Source organism: Rhizobium sp. P1_E6 (genome assembly GCF_056405875.1).
The window spans coordinates 1-14,852 of the sequence record NZ_JBFUBG010000121.1 but is presented as its reverse complement, the minus strand read 5'-3'; the positions used below and the strand labels follow the sequence as shown (position 1 = coordinate 14,852).

Annotated in this window: 12 protein-coding genes; 7 read left to right on the top strand and 5 right to left on the bottom strand. The window is 59.4% G+C overall.

The window, feature by feature from the left end:
* Window positions 1-385 (top strand): UbiA family prenyltransferase (locus tag AC1D35_RS32025; RefSeq protein WP_477941878.1); only part of this gene is annotated, 385 nt, incomplete at its 5' end.
* Window positions 386-443: 58 nt separating this feature from the next.
* Here the strand turns inward: AC1D35_RS32025 and AC1D35_RS32020 are convergent.
* Window positions 444-1,010, bottom strand: coding sequence for a DUF6101 family protein (locus AC1D35_RS32020; RefSeq protein WP_113297239.1), 567 nt, complete (start codon window positions 1,008-1,010; stop codon window positions 444-446).
* Window positions 1,011-1,310: 300 nt separating this feature from the next.
* On the opposite strand from AC1D35_RS32020, the gene AC1D35_RS32015 reads away from it, so the two are divergent.
* On the top strand, window positions 1,311-5,057 hold the full coding sequence (locus AC1D35_RS32015) for a DUF1217 domain-containing protein (RefSeq protein ID WP_113310711.1): 3,747 nt from the start codon (window positions 1,311-1,313) through the stop codon (window positions 5,055-5,057).
* A 23-nt stretch (window positions 5,058-5,080) separates the two neighbouring features.
* Here the strand turns inward: AC1D35_RS32015 and AC1D35_RS32010 are convergent, their stop codons facing one another.
* From AC1D35_RS32010 to AC1D35_RS32000, 3 genes are all read right to left on the bottom strand, one after another.
* Window positions 5,081-6,517: an FAD-binding oxidoreductase gene (locus AC1D35_RS32010; protein WP_115035611.1), complete on the bottom strand. Its 1,437-nt coding sequence runs from the start codon at window positions 6,515-6,517 to the stop codon at window positions 5,081-5,083.
* 32 nt (window positions 6,518-6,549) lie between these two features.
* Window positions 6,550-7,524 carry an L-threonylcarbamoyladenylate synthase gene (locus AC1D35_RS32005; protein WP_113310713.1) on the bottom strand — a complete coding sequence of 325 codons (975 nt, stop codon included), beginning with the start codon at window positions 7,522-7,524 and terminating at the stop codon, window positions 6,550-6,552.
* Between the two features lie 75 nt (window positions 7,525-7,599).
* A complete protein-coding gene (locus AC1D35_RS32000) occupies window positions 7,600-8,208 on the bottom strand; it encodes a DUF6656 family protein (protein WP_113297235.1) in 609 nt (202 codons plus the stop codon).
* Between the two features lie 393 nt (window positions 8,209-8,601).
* Here AC1D35_RS32000 and AC1D35_RS31995 point away from each other — a divergent pair, with 393 nt between their 5' ends.
* Window positions 8,602-9,846: an aromatic ring-hydroxylating oxygenase subunit alpha gene (locus tag AC1D35_RS31995; RefSeq protein WP_113297234.1), complete on the top strand. Its 1,245-nt coding sequence runs from the start codon at window positions 8,602-8,604 to the stop codon at window positions 9,844-9,846.
* Window positions 9,847-9,989: 143 nt separating this feature from the next.
* Complete coding sequence (locus AC1D35_RS31990; protein WP_477941874.1) at window positions 9,990-10,499, top strand: BA14K family protein; 510 nt, start codon at window positions 9,990-9,992, stop codon at window positions 10,497-10,499.
* 54 nt (window positions 10,500-10,553) lie between these two features.
* On the opposite strand, the gene AC1D35_RS31985 is transcribed toward AC1D35_RS31990, so the two are convergent.
* Window positions 10,554-11,546, bottom strand: coding sequence for a transporter (locus AC1D35_RS31985; RefSeq protein WP_113297232.1), 993 nt, complete (start codon window positions 11,544-11,546; stop codon window positions 10,554-10,556).
* Window positions 11,547-11,821: 275 nt separating this feature from the next.
* On the opposite strand from AC1D35_RS31985, the gene AC1D35_RS31980 reads away from it, so the two are divergent.
* The 3 genes from AC1D35_RS31980 to AC1D35_RS31970 form a co-directional block, all read left to right on the top strand.
* The gene (locus AC1D35_RS31980; RefSeq protein WP_113310715.1) at window positions 11,822-13,600 is read left to right on the top strand and encodes an acyl-CoA dehydrogenase family protein; all 1,779 of its coding nucleotides are present in this window, start codon (window positions 11,822-11,824) and stop codon (window positions 13,598-13,600) included.
* A 10-nt stretch (window positions 13,601-13,610) separates the two neighbouring features.
* Entirely contained in the window at window positions 13,611-14,363 is a 753-nt protein-coding gene (locus tag AC1D35_RS31975) for a crotonase/enoyl-CoA hydratase family protein (RefSeq protein WP_113310716.1), read from the top strand.
* Between the two features lie 306 nt (window positions 14,364-14,669).
* The coding region (locus tag AC1D35_RS31970; RefSeq protein WP_477941871.1) for an ArsR/SmtB family transcription factor at window positions 14,670-14,852 on the top strand (183 nt) is incomplete at its 3' end.

Genomic DNA, 14,852 nt, shown 5'->3' with positions numbered 1-14,852 from the left:
CTCCTTCTCTGCCTTCCTGCTTTACCTCGCGTCGGTCGTCTGGACGATCGGCTACGACACGATCTATGCCCATCAGGACAAGGAGGATGACGAGCTGATCGGCGTTCGCTCCACCGCGCGCCTGTTCGGCGAGCGTACGCGTCTGGCGCTTGTCGGCCTCTATGGGCTGACCCTGGTGCTGATGTTCCTGTCCTTCGTACTTGCGGGCGTTGGCCTTCTGGCTTTCGTCGGTCTGTTGATCGCCGCCGGGATGTTTGCATGGCAGATCAGGAAGCTCGATATCAACGATGGCGCCCAGTGCCTTGCACTCTTCAAGTCGAACACCCGCGTCGGATTGATCATCTTTCTCGGCCTGTTCGTCTCGCTGCTTTTCGCCATTCCCTGAGCGCAAACGAAAAACCCGGCGCAAAGGCCGGGTCTTAGAGAGGTTCTGAGCGTAGCGCTCAGTTGCGGGCAATGATTTCCTTGCCTTCGATCTTCATGATGACGCCGAGCTTGCCGGTCGTGCGACGCACGAGGAAGCGCGGGCGACGGTTTGCGAAATAGGAATGACGACGGCGCGGCTTCATTTCGCTCGTGCGCAGGCCGCCGAGATGCTCTTCGAGCGGCCTGGCGACGCCGTCGGCTTCCACCATCAGCATGGGAATGCCGAAGGCTTCCGACCAGCTGCGCCAGTCGGCGGCGATATCGCCGAGATCATGGGCGACGAGCAGCGGAATGCAGAGTTCCGGATCTTCGTGATGCAATTCGAGCGTCACGGTGACGTCTCCGTTGCCGTGGTCGATGGCGCGGGCCGCAACGCCTTTGAAAACGCGCCGCGGCAAGGCGATGGAGAGCGGAAGGCCGCTGGAGGGGAGAATCTTGCGCAGGACCGCGCCGCGTTCGTCTATCGTTATGCTGACGTCACCGGCATGGTCGTGGATGGCATAGCTTACCTGCTGCGGAAAGCGAGACGGATCAAGACGCAATGTCGTGCCAGCCCAGACGGGCTTCAGAACGGTATTCTTCATTTCATTTCTACCCTTGTCTTACCTGAGAGCCGGTTTCCGGTCTTCTCCTCGGGACTTTTCGTCCTCTATGGCCGACAATAGGCGCCCCCCCGTTCCGTACAGCTTAAAAATCGCGGTTAAGGAAATCCTGCCTCCGGGAATGGTTAGCAAAAGTGAATATGGCAGGGTTTCCGGAAGGTGAATGTGGGGCCGTATCAAAGCGGGACAGCCTTAGGTAAGCCTCAGGTAAGCTTTGCATGGCAAAATACTCCCGCCAGTAGTCTGTCATTCTTTAAAGATTTTGCTGAAAAGGGCGCGCTTATGATCACGGCATCCCTCGCATATGTCATCCTGTCTCGCGATATGCCCAAGAGTCTGGACCGCGTCGCCAATCAGGCGCAGGTCAAGAAAGATGCCCAGTACTACGTCGATAATATCAATAAGGTGAAGGACGTCGACGACTTCCTTGGCGACTACAAGCTCTATAGCTACGCCATGAAAGCCTACGGCCTCGACGACATGACCTATGCCAAGGCCTTCATGAAGAAGGTCCTGCAGAGCGATCTCACAGATGCGAACAGCTTCGCCAACAAGCTCTCCGATACGCGTTACAGGCAATTCGCCGCCGCCTTCAATTTCAATGCGCCGCCCAAGGATATTCAGACGGACGCGCAGGAAGACGATTTGATCGGCCTTTACAAGCAGTCCTTTGCCGACGCGGCACAGCAGACCGCCACTGAGACGACATATTACAGCAAGCAGATGGACGGCGTGAAAACCGTCCAGGACTTCGTCAGCAATCCCCGTCTCCTGAATTACGCACTCAAGAGCGTCGGCATCGACCCGACCTACATGTCGAAGGACTATATTGCTGGTGTCCTGACCACCGACATCAGCAAGCTTGCCGGCAATGCGCCGGACCCGACCAACCCGGACGCACCACCCGTCGATCCGACCAAGACATATGTAGGCGACAAGCTCTATGCGCTCGCACAGCAGTTCAGCTTCAAGCCCGATAATGGCGATGCACAGTATTTCCGGGACAATATCGGTTCGGTGCAGTCGGTCGACGATCTCCTCGCCGATCCCCGTCTGCGCACGGTTGCGCTGCAGTCGGTCGGCATTGATCCGGCAACGGCCGATGACGCTTTCATCAAGATGGTGCTGACAAGCGATCCGGCCACTCTCGGCGGCGACGTGCCCTTCAGCAATCCCGATCCGTCGCTCAACTATGTCGGCGACAAATACAAGGAACTGCGTTCCTATTTCAGCTTCAACGCCGATGGCTCGGTCAACGGTTCTGCACAGAATTCCGATCAGACCCAGAGCGTCGCGTCGCTCTACGCGTTCCGCGCTCCCGCAGTCGGCGGCGTCGCCCAGACCGCGACACAGAAGAACAACGTCATCGAACAGTATAACATCAAGACCGCGACGCAGATTGTCGACCGCGACGGTACGGCGAGTGATGTGTACTATACCAGCCAGGCGATGTCAGATCTCAACAAGAGCTACTATCTGTCCAAGATCGGCACGATCACCAATGTCGATCAATTGGTCAACGACAAGCGGCTTGCAGATTACGTTCGCGCCGCATTCGGCATGGATCCGGGTTTTACGCAGCTGCGCAACGTTCTGACTGATCCTTCCTATGCCCGTTCGGTCGATCTGGGAAACGCCTACAAGGCCTTCAATTTCAAGTCCGACGGTACGGTCTCTCCGACGGAGCGCGCGCAGTCCTATGATCAGTTGACGGGCATCGTGACTGCCGCGTCGAACGTCTCGAGCTACTTCTCGAACATGATGATGCCGCCGGGTGGTGTCAGCCCGATCGACAATGTCGACGAACTGCTGTCCGACAAAATGCTGACCTCCTATATCAAGGATGCTTACGGCCTCGGTCAGGATTTCAGCAACGCCGAACTGAAGAACATCCTGACGGATTCCGCCTATGCCGATACCGCAGGCCATAAGAACATCCATGACGCCTTCAATTTCAACGCGGATGGTTCGGTCACCTTCCAGACGCAGCCGAATGGTTCCATTGTCGGCGCCCAAAATACTCTCCAGCTTCAGGGCATCAATCAGCTCGTCGCTAACAACTCTTCGTATTATCAGGTCAAGCTCAGCGAGCTTTCCAACAACGGCGCGACCGCGGCGGTCGATGTATTCCTCGCCGACGACAGAGCGGTGAGCCTCCTGCGCTCCAGTATGCAGATTGGCAACGACGTCAGCGACACCACGCTTCGCGGCATTCTGACCGATCCAACGGTCGCGGCTGCCCAGGGCTACAGCGACGTCTATCAACTGTTCAATTTCCATCAGGACGGCACGGTTGCCCAAAACACCCTGTCACAGAATGCCGATCAGGTTGCCGCGATGAACAAGAAGGGGAGCGACGCCGCCACCTATTACGCGAACGCGATGCTTTCGATCACCAGCGTCGATCAGTTGCTGGGTGACCAGAAGCTCAACAGTTACATTCGCTATGCCTTCGCCATTCCGACGAGCGTTTCGGATGCCGATCTGCGCAATGTTCTCACCGATCAGAGCGGCACCGGACCCTATGCCAATGTGAAGGCGGCGTTCAATTTTCAGGCGGATGGCACCGTCGCTGCCGGTTCGGCACAGACGTCTGCGCAGATGGCCTCCGTGAATTCGGCCGCTTCCATCAGGGAGGAAAGTATTGTGGACCGGATGGGCGACGTCAACGACGTCGATCAGTTGCTCGCCGATTCATCTCTGACAGACTATTTAAAGATGGCTTACGGTCTGAGCTACGACACTACCGACGCCGAATTGAAGAATATCCTCACCGATCCGGCCCATGCCGCGTCCGTGGGCCAGAGCGATCTCAACGCTGCTTTCAATTTCCGCGCTGATGGATCGCTGCCGACCTCAACATCCGCCCAAACCGGCGAACAGACGACGAATACCTCGGACAACTATACTTCCCGCGTCAACAACCAGGGCAACGATCTCATTGACCGCATCATCGCGAACTACAAATCGCGAATGGACGACGCCGATGGCGTAAAGAGCATCAATGATTTCATGAAGACCAACACCACCGCCGATACGCTTCTCGGCAACAACTCCTATCCGGATCTTTATCAGATGGCGTTGCAGGCTTACGGCCTGACGACGAACGACATCTCGCGTTCCACCATGCGCAAGCTGCTCGCCAGCGACCCGTATGATCCGAAGGGATATGTCGCATCCTTCAAGGATGACCGCATCACCAAGATGGTGCGCGCGTTCAACTTCGGTGCTGACGGTAAGGCTGCCGAACCCCTGTCGGCTCTCTCCGCTGCCACGTTGGCGAAATATGCGACCGATTATAAGTCGCATGCGACCATGCTCATGAAAGACGGTCCCGCAAAGGACCGCGCTTCCAAGGATGCCACCAAGGAAGTCGATTATTTCGGCAAGACCATACCAACCGTAACGTCGCTCGACGATTTCCTGGCCGACAAGCGACTGACGGATCTCGTGCTGAAAGCGAACGGTCTCGATCCGAAGAACTACGACAAGGATACGCTGAAGAAGATCTTCACGTCCGATCCCGATGACAAGAAGAGCTATCTCAACACCAAGGCCGACGAGCGCTTCAAGGAGATCGTTGCTTCCTTCAACTTCGACAAGGACGGCAATCTGACCCGCGCCAAGTTGGGCACGATCCAGGACAAGCAGGCCGAAGCCAATACGCAGCAGATGTATGTGCAGCAGACCTTGGAAAACCAGCAGGGCGAAAGCAATGATGGCGTTCGCCTGGCACTTTACTTCAAGCGTAAGGCCGGTGACATCACGTCGATCTACCAGATTCTCGGCGACAAGGCGCTCTATCAGGTCGTTCAGACGACCTTTAGCCTGCCGCAGCAGATTTCGGCGATGAACGTGGACAAGCAGGTAGATCTGCTAAATCGCTTCGTGAAGCTGGAAGATCTGCAGGATCCGAAGAAGGTCGACAAGCTCATCAAGCGCTTCACGGCCATGTACGACATCAAGAACAACACACAGCAGTCGCCGGCACTCCAACTCCTGACCGGCGGCACCGGCCAGGCGGCATAGCTGCTCTGATGACGGCGTGAGCCTCAGTCCTCGAGGCTCACGACTTTGTCCGGGTTCATGATGCCTGCCGGATCGAAGGCGCGCTTGATGCGGCGCATCAATTCGATCTCTATTCCCGGCCGGATCGATGCCAGCTCGTCCCGTTTCAACTGACCAATGCCATGCTCGGCGGAGATCGAACCGCCATGGGCGAGCACCAGCCCGTGGACGATATGGTTCATCTCGTGCCAGCGGGCAATGAAGGCATCCTTGTCGGCACCTACGGGCTGGGAGATATTGTAGTGGATGTTGCCGTCGCCCATATGGCCGAAGGCGCAGATGCGTGCGCCGGGCATCGCTGCCATCACCGCCTCGCCGGCCTCGTTCATGAAGTGCGGGATCTTCGAAACCGGCACGGAAACATCGTGCTTGATTGAACCGCCCTCCGGCTTCTGGGCTTCCGACATGCTCTCGCGCATGTGCCAGAGTGCCTTTTGCTGCGCGACGGAGGAGGCGATCGCCGCATCCTGCACGAGGCCTGCTTCGAAACCCTGCTCCAGCACGGCATTCATCATCCGCTCGGCCGTTTCGGCGGAATCGGAGGTGGAGATATCGACCAGGACGTACCAGTCATGCGGCGTTTCCAGCGGATCGCGTACGCCGTCGATATTGCGCGCGGTGATCTCGACGCCGAAGCGCGGCATCAGCTCGAAGCCGGTGAGCGAGGCGCCGCAGAGGCTGGAAGCGAGGTTGAAAAAGGCGAGCGCATCCTCCACTGAAGAAAGCCCGGCAAAGGCAACCTGATGGCCGAGCGGCTGTGGGAAGAGCTTCAGCACTGCGCCGGTGATGATACCGAGCGTGCCTTCCGCGCCGATGAAGAGATCGCGCAGGTCATAGCCCGTATTGTCCTTCTTCAGACGGCGAAGCCCGTCCCAGATCTCGCCCGTCGGCAGCACGACTTCGAGACCGAGGCAGAGTTGGCGCATGTTGCCATAGGCAAGAACCGCCGTGCCGCCGGCATTGGTGGAAAGGTTGCCGCCGATGCGGCAGGAGCCTTCGGAGCCGAGCGACAGCGGAAACAGGCGGCCATGCGCCTCGGCGGCCTTCTGCACCTCGGCGAGGATCGCGCCGCCATCGGCCACCAGCACGTTCGCGATCGGATCGACGTCGCGGATCTTGTTCATGCGTTCGAGCGAGAGGATGACGTCGGCCTTGCCCTCGCGCGGCGTCTGCCCGCCAACGAGGCCGGTATTGCCGGTCTGCGGTACGATGGCCGTGCCGGTCTCGGTTGCAAGCTTCATGATCGCGGAAACTTCCTCGACCGAGCTGGGCTTCAGCAGGAGAGGGGAGGAGCCGTGATAGAGGCCGCGGTTTTCAACGAGGTGCGGTGCCAGATCGGCCTCGCTGCGCAGCGCATATTTCTCGCCGACGATGGCAGTGAACCGCTCGATTATGTCTTGAGAAATATTTGTGCTGTTCATGGAGCCATGTCCTTGGTTATTGGCCTTCTTCGTCACTCGCGCGGTGCTGCCGCGCGCCGCAGTCTGTCGTTGATTGCTTCTCCAAGCCCTTCGTCGGGAATTGGCGAGAAGGCGATCACGGCCGCACCGCTGGAATCGGCCTTTTTCATGTAGTCGAAAAGATTGGCGGCCGCTTCGGCCAGATCGCCGTGCGGGCTGAGGTTCAGCGCCATCGCCGCATGCTCGGCGCCTGCAACCTCGTTCGGCCCGAAGGCAATCAACGCTTCGCCGGGGTAAAGAGCCGTGGCCTCGAGCCGGACGGCTGCGCCCGGCGCATAGTGCGAGGCAAGCATGCCTGGCGCTTCGATCACGGCGGCCGCCTTTTTCGAACGCAATAGCCGCTTGCCAGCCACCCGTTCGATCTCCCTGGCTGGCAGACCGCCCGGCCGGAGCAGCCGCAGTTCGCCATTCTCGACCTTCACGATCGTCGATTCCACGCCGACCGCGCTCGCTCCGGCATCAAGGATCAGCGGTATCTTCGCTCCAAGATCGGCCTCGACATGGGCGGCACTCGTGGCGCTCACCTTGCCGGACGTGTTGGCGCTGGGGGCGGCGAGCGGCCGGCCGAAGGCGCCGATCAATTCGCCCGTAAAGCCCTTCGGTATGCGGATGCCGACGCTGTCGAGGCCTGCGGTCGCCAGCGCATGGATCGCGGTGCCGGTCTTCAACGGCAGCACCAGCGTCAGCGGGCCAGGCCAGAAGACTTCTGCGAGCGCGCGTGAGATCGGATCGAATTCCGCATAGGCTTCTGCCATAGCAAGATCCGCCATGTGGCAGATCAGCGGATTGAAGCGCGGTCGGCCCTTGGTCTCGTAGATGCGGGTTATGGCGGCCGGATTGGTGGCGTCGGCGGCAAGGCCGTAGACGGTCTCGGTGGGAACGGCGATCGCAAAACCTTCGGCAAGTGCCGCGCAGCCGGCTTCGAGTGCTACCTGCCTGTCTGCCTTGATGTCGATTATTCGTGCCATGTCCTGCCCGGTTTTACTGCGGCAGTCATTAGGCCTTCCTTGCGGCGCGATCAATCCCGCCCAGAACGGGTGGACCTACAGCTGGCGGATGATCTGGCGAAGCTGTTCGTTGCGGGCGCCGAGCAGGAGGATGTTGCGGATGGCGATCTGCGGATCGTTGGTGCGGAAGAGCAGGCCGTTGCCACGCACGGAGCGGTCGACCACCATCTTCTCCGGCGTGCTTTCTCCCGGCTTGACCGCCACGGCGAAATACATGCGGGAATTCTGTACCGCGATATTGTCGAAGAAATTGTCGTTGTCGCCGATGTCGGAATAGAAATTGGCAATGTAGAAGGCCCAGGCCACTTCGTTGTAGCGGGCGAATTTGGTGCGCGCGGCCGTAACGTGGCAGTAGCCAAGATGCGGGCTGTCGGCCAGCGTCCGGTGGAAGATCAACTTCGGAAACTGGATCGCGCGGTGGAAGCCGTTGATATTCTGGTGGGTTTTTTCACCGGCAACCTGCAGCTTGCGTGCAGTCTTTTCAGCGACCTCCTCATGGGTGAGATAACGACGCTCTTCCGGCAGCCAATCCTCGCGGCGGCGGCTGATGCGGCCGGTGCGCAGGAATTCCGAATGTTTGGCGAAAAGCCGCGGCTCGGGGGGCTTGGTCTCGTCTCGCGTGTCGAAATATCGGAGTTTGGCCATGGCTTTCGCAGTCTTCCGCTGTGTCGGTCATCTGCAAGGATAGGATTTCATGTTTAACGCCCTGTTAAAATCGGTGGGTGGCGACTGAACCGGGGCAGGCTTCATCAAGGAGTGTCGCAAATAGGATATGGGTAGCCTGCTGCATTGGATTTGCTCGCAGCCAGGCCCCGCGCAATGTCGCAATTGACGATGATCAAGGCGGAATGGAATGATTTCGGGGATCGTCGGCTCCCTGTCGTCAATTTCGAAGCCGATGTCGCTTTACAACCAAGCGGCTGGCATGCTCGGTGATTAAATGACGCCATGACCAGTTCTCCGGAGGGAGAAGGAAGCCGGCGCGCTTCCGCTGCCGTGCTTCAACAGGGTGGCAGCCGCATGCACGAGGATAGGCAGATGGATATTCGCAGCAACGTTTTGCGCCAGCTCAAGAGCCGCCGCGAGGGTTTCAGCCTCGAACAGCCCTTCTATACCGACGAGGATTATTTCCGTCTGGATATGGAGATGATCTACTATCGCGATTGGCTTTTCGTTGGCCATGATTGCGAGCTGCCAAAACCGGGCGCCTACTTCACCGTCCAGATCGGCGAGTATCCTGTCGTCATCGTGCGGGGACGCGACAACATTGTTCGTGCCTTCCACAACAGCTGTCGCCATCGCGGCTCGCGCGTCTGCACCAAGGAGCACGGCTCTTCGGTTCGTCTTGTCTGCCCCTATCACCAGTGGACCTACGATCTCGACGGCAAGCTCGCCTTCGCGCGCCACATGGGCGATGATTTCGACAAGAGCGGCTTTGGGCTGAAACCGGTCCATTGCGAAATCGTCTCCGGTTACGTCTTCATCTGCCTCGCCAATGTCGCGCCGGACTTCCAGGCCGTGCGCGACAAGATCGAGCCCTATATGGCACCCCACCACATCGGTGAGGCCAAGATCGCCTTCCAGAGCACCATCATCGAGAAGGGCAACTGGAAGCTCGTCTGGGAGAATAACCGCGAGTGCTATCACTGCGCCGCAAACCACCCCGAGCTCTGCCGCACCTATCCGGAAGCGCCGAGCGTGACCGGCACGGATGGCGGTGCCGACGATCCGGAGATTGCCGGCCATTGGGCGCGCTGTGAAGCAGCCGGTCTGCCGAGCAAGTTCCAGATTTCGCCGGACGGACAGTTCCGCACCGCCCGCATGCCGCTGATCGAGGACGCCGAGAGCTACACCATGTCCGGCAGACCCGCCGTCAAGCGTCCGCTCTCCGACGACGTGAAGATCGGCCACATCGGCACCATGCTGCTCTTCCACTATCCGACGACCTGGAATCATCTGCTTGGTGACCACGCCATCTCCTTCCGCGTGCTGCCGCTCAGCGCCAACGAGACGGCGGTGACGACAAAATGGATTGTCCATAAGGATGCGGTCGAAGGCGTCGACTATAACCTTGAGGAATTGACCCACGTCTGGACCGAGACCAACGATCAGGACCGCCGCATCGTCGAAGAAAACGCCTTCGGCATCCGCTCGCCGGCCTACGAGCCCGGTCCCTATTCTTCGGTCCACGAAGGCGGCGTCATGCAGTTCCTCGAATGGTATTCGAACTTCATGGTCAACCGGCTGCAGGGCGATCAGGCAAAGCTCTCGGTCGTTGCCTGAGAGCGTTCATGACCGGTTAATGTCCGGTTCATTTCGCCTTCGGTAAAAATAGAGCGTAGATGCCGTTTTCGGGTCTTTTGGGAACAGTTTCCCATTTTATCCGTTATCGAGCAGGCTTTTTTCGCTCTTGATCGGAGATACGAATGTTTGGGCTGAGTAAGAAGGTTGCGACTGCGGTTATGGCCGCCGCCGTCGTTGTGACGAGCTTCGTGCCGTCGCAGGCAATTCAGATGCCCGCCGCCCCGCAGGTGGAAAAATCTTCGCCTGTCGAAAACGTCCAATACCGCCGTTACTATCGTCCCGGTTATCGGTCTGGTTATCGTCCCGGTTATCGCCCAGGCTACTATCCTGGCTACCGTCCAGCCTATCGCTCCGGCTGGTACGGCGGCTATCGCGGCTATTCCTATTATCGTCCGGGTTATCGCCACTATAACGGCTACTGGTATCCGCTGGCAGCCTTCGGTGCCGGTGCGGTCATCGGCGGTGCCATCGCCGCTCAGCCGCGCTACTACGCGCCCGCACCGGCTCCCTCGAGCATCAATCCGAGCCATGTCGGCTGGTGCGAAAACCGCTACCGTTCCTACAGGGTCTACGACAATACGTTCCAACCCTATAACGGCCCACGACAGCAGTGCTATTCGCCCTACTATTGAGGCGAAACCAGCGATCGAGTCAGAACGCTCGGCCTTCGAGCCGGGCGTTTTCGTTCAGAGAATATCCACCCGCTTCAAGAGCCACCACGCCAAAGCGATGGAGGCGAGGATGAGCCCCACGGCATATTCCGTACCGTAGTCTCCGACGGCGAAGGGCAGGTTCGCCGTGTTCATGCCGAAGAAGCCGGTCACCAGTGTCGGCGGCAACAGGAAGGCCGTCATGATCGACAGGATGTAAAGGTGGCGGTTCGTCTCCGAGGAGAGCTTGGAGTCGATTTCTTCGTGAAGCAGTCTTGCCCGGTCCTGCAGCGCATAGACATCGTGGTCGACTGTTTCCAGCCGGCTCGTCAGTCGTCCGGCAATATCGTCGAAGCCGAAGGGCATTTCGTCTTCGTCGGAGGCTGCCGCTCGCCGCATCAGCGCGAGGACCGTGCGAAGGTGGCGGTGCAGACGCACGATCGTGCGGCGGACGGGAGCAAGCCTGCGGCGTTCGTCACGCGGGGCGTTGTCGTAGACGAAATCCTCGATCAGGTTGAGCTCTTCGGTGAGCTCCATGACGACGGAAATCAGCGTCCGCTGGAACTCGGTCACAAGCAGCTCGAAGAGGTCGACGGGACGGGTGAACTTGCCCGCATTCTTCTCGATCATCACGCGTGTCCGCTCCACGCTTCTCAGCGGCTGCAGGCGCGTGGTGATGATAAAACGGTCGGAGATGGCGAAATGCAGCCAGCCGAGATCGGCCGTGTCCTGGTCGAATTCGCGCTGGCAGTCCACCAGCGTGCCGTAGAGCATCTGTTCATCGACGGTCAGGATCGCGTGGGTGTCGCGCGTGGTCAGCGCCGACTTGGCGTCATCCATCACGCCGAGCGTGTCGAGCAGGGCGGGTACGCGGGCATCGGCGAGGTTGAGATGCAGCCAATAGAAACCGTCGTCCGCGGTCAGCTCCGTGGCCGTCGCGCTGTTTTGCAGCCGCACGGCCTTTTTGCTTTCCGGCGAGAAACGATAGGCCCATACAAGGCCGGGTATGTTGACGGGCAAGGTATCCATTACTGCCGATCCTCTCGCGAAAGCGATCAATCCTACTAAAGCATGTCGCGTCAAAACAAAGGCCTAAAGCGTGACAGCGGATCTGAAAGATCGCGACACGCTTAGAGATTCTCCATGACGTTTGTTTGTGCAAGTGCACAAGCGAAAAGGCGCTCTCGATCATGGTTATCGACCGAAACCAAATTGACGTTTACGTAAAAATCAATTAGCTCTCAGGGTGGAGGCGCTTGCGGACCGGCTTTGCCGCACGCGGGCTGAATGCGGAGGAAAATAGGATGTATAAGGCGCCTGTCGAGGAAATCGCATTCACGCTGAAGCATGTCGCCGGCATGGCAGAAGCGATCGACAGCGGCCTTATGGGCGATCTCGGCGAGGATCTCGTCGATGCCATCCTTGCCGAGGCGGGACGATTTGCCACGGAGGAAGTTGCACCTCTCGCCGACACCGGCGACCGTCAGGGCGCCCGCCTTTCCAATGGTGAGGTGAAAACGCCGGACGGCTGGCGCGATCTCTACCGCAACTGGGCTGCCGGCGGCTGGAACGGTCTGACCGCGCCGGAGGAATTCGGCGGGCAGGCGCTGCCGCATATGCTGAATGTCGCAACGCTGGAAATGTGGAATTCCGGCTCCATGGCCTTTGCCCTATGCCCGACGCTGACCATGGGGGCCATCGAAGCGCTGAACGTTCACGGCAGCGCCGCTCTCAAGGAGAAATACCTGGCGCGGATGGTGTCAGGCGAATGGACCGGCACCATGAACTTGACGGAACCGCATGCCGGTTCCGATCTTGGCGTGCTGAGGGCTAGGGCCGAACGCCGCGACGATGGCAGCTACCGCATCTTCGGCCAGAAGATATTCATCACCTGGGGTGAGCACGACGCGGCCGACAACATCATCCATCTCGTTCTCGCCCGCCTGCCGGATGCCCCTGATGGCACGCGCGGCATTTCGCTCTTCCTCGTGCCGAAATTCCTGATCCATGACGACGGCTCGCTCGGTGCTCGCAACGATCTCTACTGCCATTCGCTGGAGCATAAGCTCGGCATTCACGGTTCGCCTACCTGCACCATGATCTACGGCGACGGAAAATTCGGCGAGGAGAAAGGCGCTGTCGGCTGGCTGATCGGCGAGGAGAACAAGGGCCTCGCCTGCATGTTCACGATGATGAACAATGCCCGCCTCGCCGTGGGTATGCAGGGTGTCGCGATCTGCGAGGCAGCGACGCAGAAGGCTCTTGCCTATGCAAAGGAGCGCACGCAGGGCAAGGCGCCGGGCTGGAGCGGATCGGGCATGAGCCCGATCATCGAGCACCCCGATGTCGCCCGCATGCTGCTGACCATGAAGGCACTGACGCAAGGCTCGCGCGCCATCGCCTATGCCTGCGCCCACGCGATCGACATGGCCCATCGCGCCACCGGGCGACGCGGACACTGGCAGGAGCGCGCCGCTCTCCTGACGCCGGTCGCCAAGTCCTTCGCGACGGATGCCGGCGTCGATGTTGCATCCCTCGGCATCCAGGTCCATGGCGGCATGGGCTTCATTGAGGAGACGGGTGCCGCTCGCTATCTGCGTGATGCCCGCATTGCTCCGATCTATGAAGGCACGAACGGCATTCAGGCCATCGATCTCGTCACCCGCAAGTTACCCTTGTCGGGTGGGGAGCAGGTCAAGGATTTCATTGCCGAACTCAAGGCGATCGCCGAGGCTGTCCGCAGTTCAAACCTCGACGGTTTCGGCACGACGGCCGACAGGTTGGAATCCGCGCTTGCAGATCTGGAGGTGGCGACAGATTGGCTGCTATCCAGCCTCGCCGAAGGCAAATCGGCCGAGGCCCTGTCGGGTGCAACTCCCTATCAGCGTCTCTTCGGCCTCGCCCTGACCGGCTGCTATCTCGCCAAGGGCGGCCTTGCTCGCACGGCGGATGAAGCAGGCGAGGGCCGCATCGTGCTCTGCCGCTTTGCCGCTGAAAACCTGTTGTCCGAAACGGCGGCGTTGAAAGATCGCATCGTCAATGGCGCCGAGAGCCTTGCTGCGGCCCGCGCCGTCCTTGTCTGAGGAGCTGAAAATGAGCGATCCCATTATCATCGAGCGATCCGCCGAACATCCGGCCGTCCAGATCATCCGCTTCAATCGGCCGGAAAAGAAGAATGCCTTTACCCGCGACATGTATCGCAAAATGACGGATGCCCTGAATGCCGCAAATAGCGATGCCGGGATCAGGGTGACGGTCTTCCTCGGCACGGAAGGCTGCTTTTCGGCCGGCAACGACATCGGCGATTTTCTCGCCACGGCCATGGGCGGCAACATCGGAGAGGAGTTGATCGATTTCCTCTATGCTCTCGTCAATGCCGAAAAGCCTCTCGTCTCTGGAGTCGACGGTCTTGCAATCGGCATCGGCACGACGCTCAACCTGCATTGCGACCTGACGATCGCCTCCGACCGCAGCCAATTCCGCACACCCTTCGTCGATCTGGCACTGGTGCCTGAGGCGGGTTCCAGCCTGATCGCTCCGCGTATCATGGGGCACCAGCGCGCCTTTGCCATGCTCGTCGCCGGAGAGGCCTTTACGGCCGATGATGCGAGGCAAGCCGGTCTCATCTGGAAGGTGACGAGCCCGGAAGAGCTTGAAAAGCAGGCGCTAGCCGCAGCCGCAAAGCTTGCCGCCAAACCACCGGAAGCGTTGAACATCGCCCGCCACCTCGTTCGCGGCCCGCGGGAAGAGGTCATCGCCCGCATCGATGAAGAGGCCCGTCATTTCGCCGCCCGCCTGAAAACTGCTGAAGCGCGCGCGGCCTTCGAGGCTTTCATGCGCCGCTGATACCCTAAAAATCGGTGGGCATTCTCAGGTGCGAATTTAAGGCCTTTTTTAAGTATAATCTAACTATTGAATGGAAGACGGATCCCCCGACCGTCCGGGCGTTTGACGTGTTTCGTACGACCCCTCTTGTCCGAATCCATTCAACGGCAATCGCCCGTTCGCAGCGCGCTTAACCCCCGCGCTGCGAAGCCGTTTTGAAGGACCGCAGCTCGAAGCACATCAACTGTATTTTCCTCGATTTCGGATAGTTAGGTATTTGCCAAACTATTTATTGACTCTCGCCCTGGTTCATCTATAGTTAGGTATATGCCTAACCAATCGCATGCCCTCGATTTGATGTTTCAGGCGCTGGCGGACCCCGCCCGGCGCAGCATGGTGGACCGGCTCTGCAAAGGGCCTGCTTCCGTGAAAGAGCTGGCCGAGCCACTCTCAATGGCACTGCCTTCGGTCCTCCAGCATCTGCAGATGCTGGAAGCAAGTGGCCTTGTG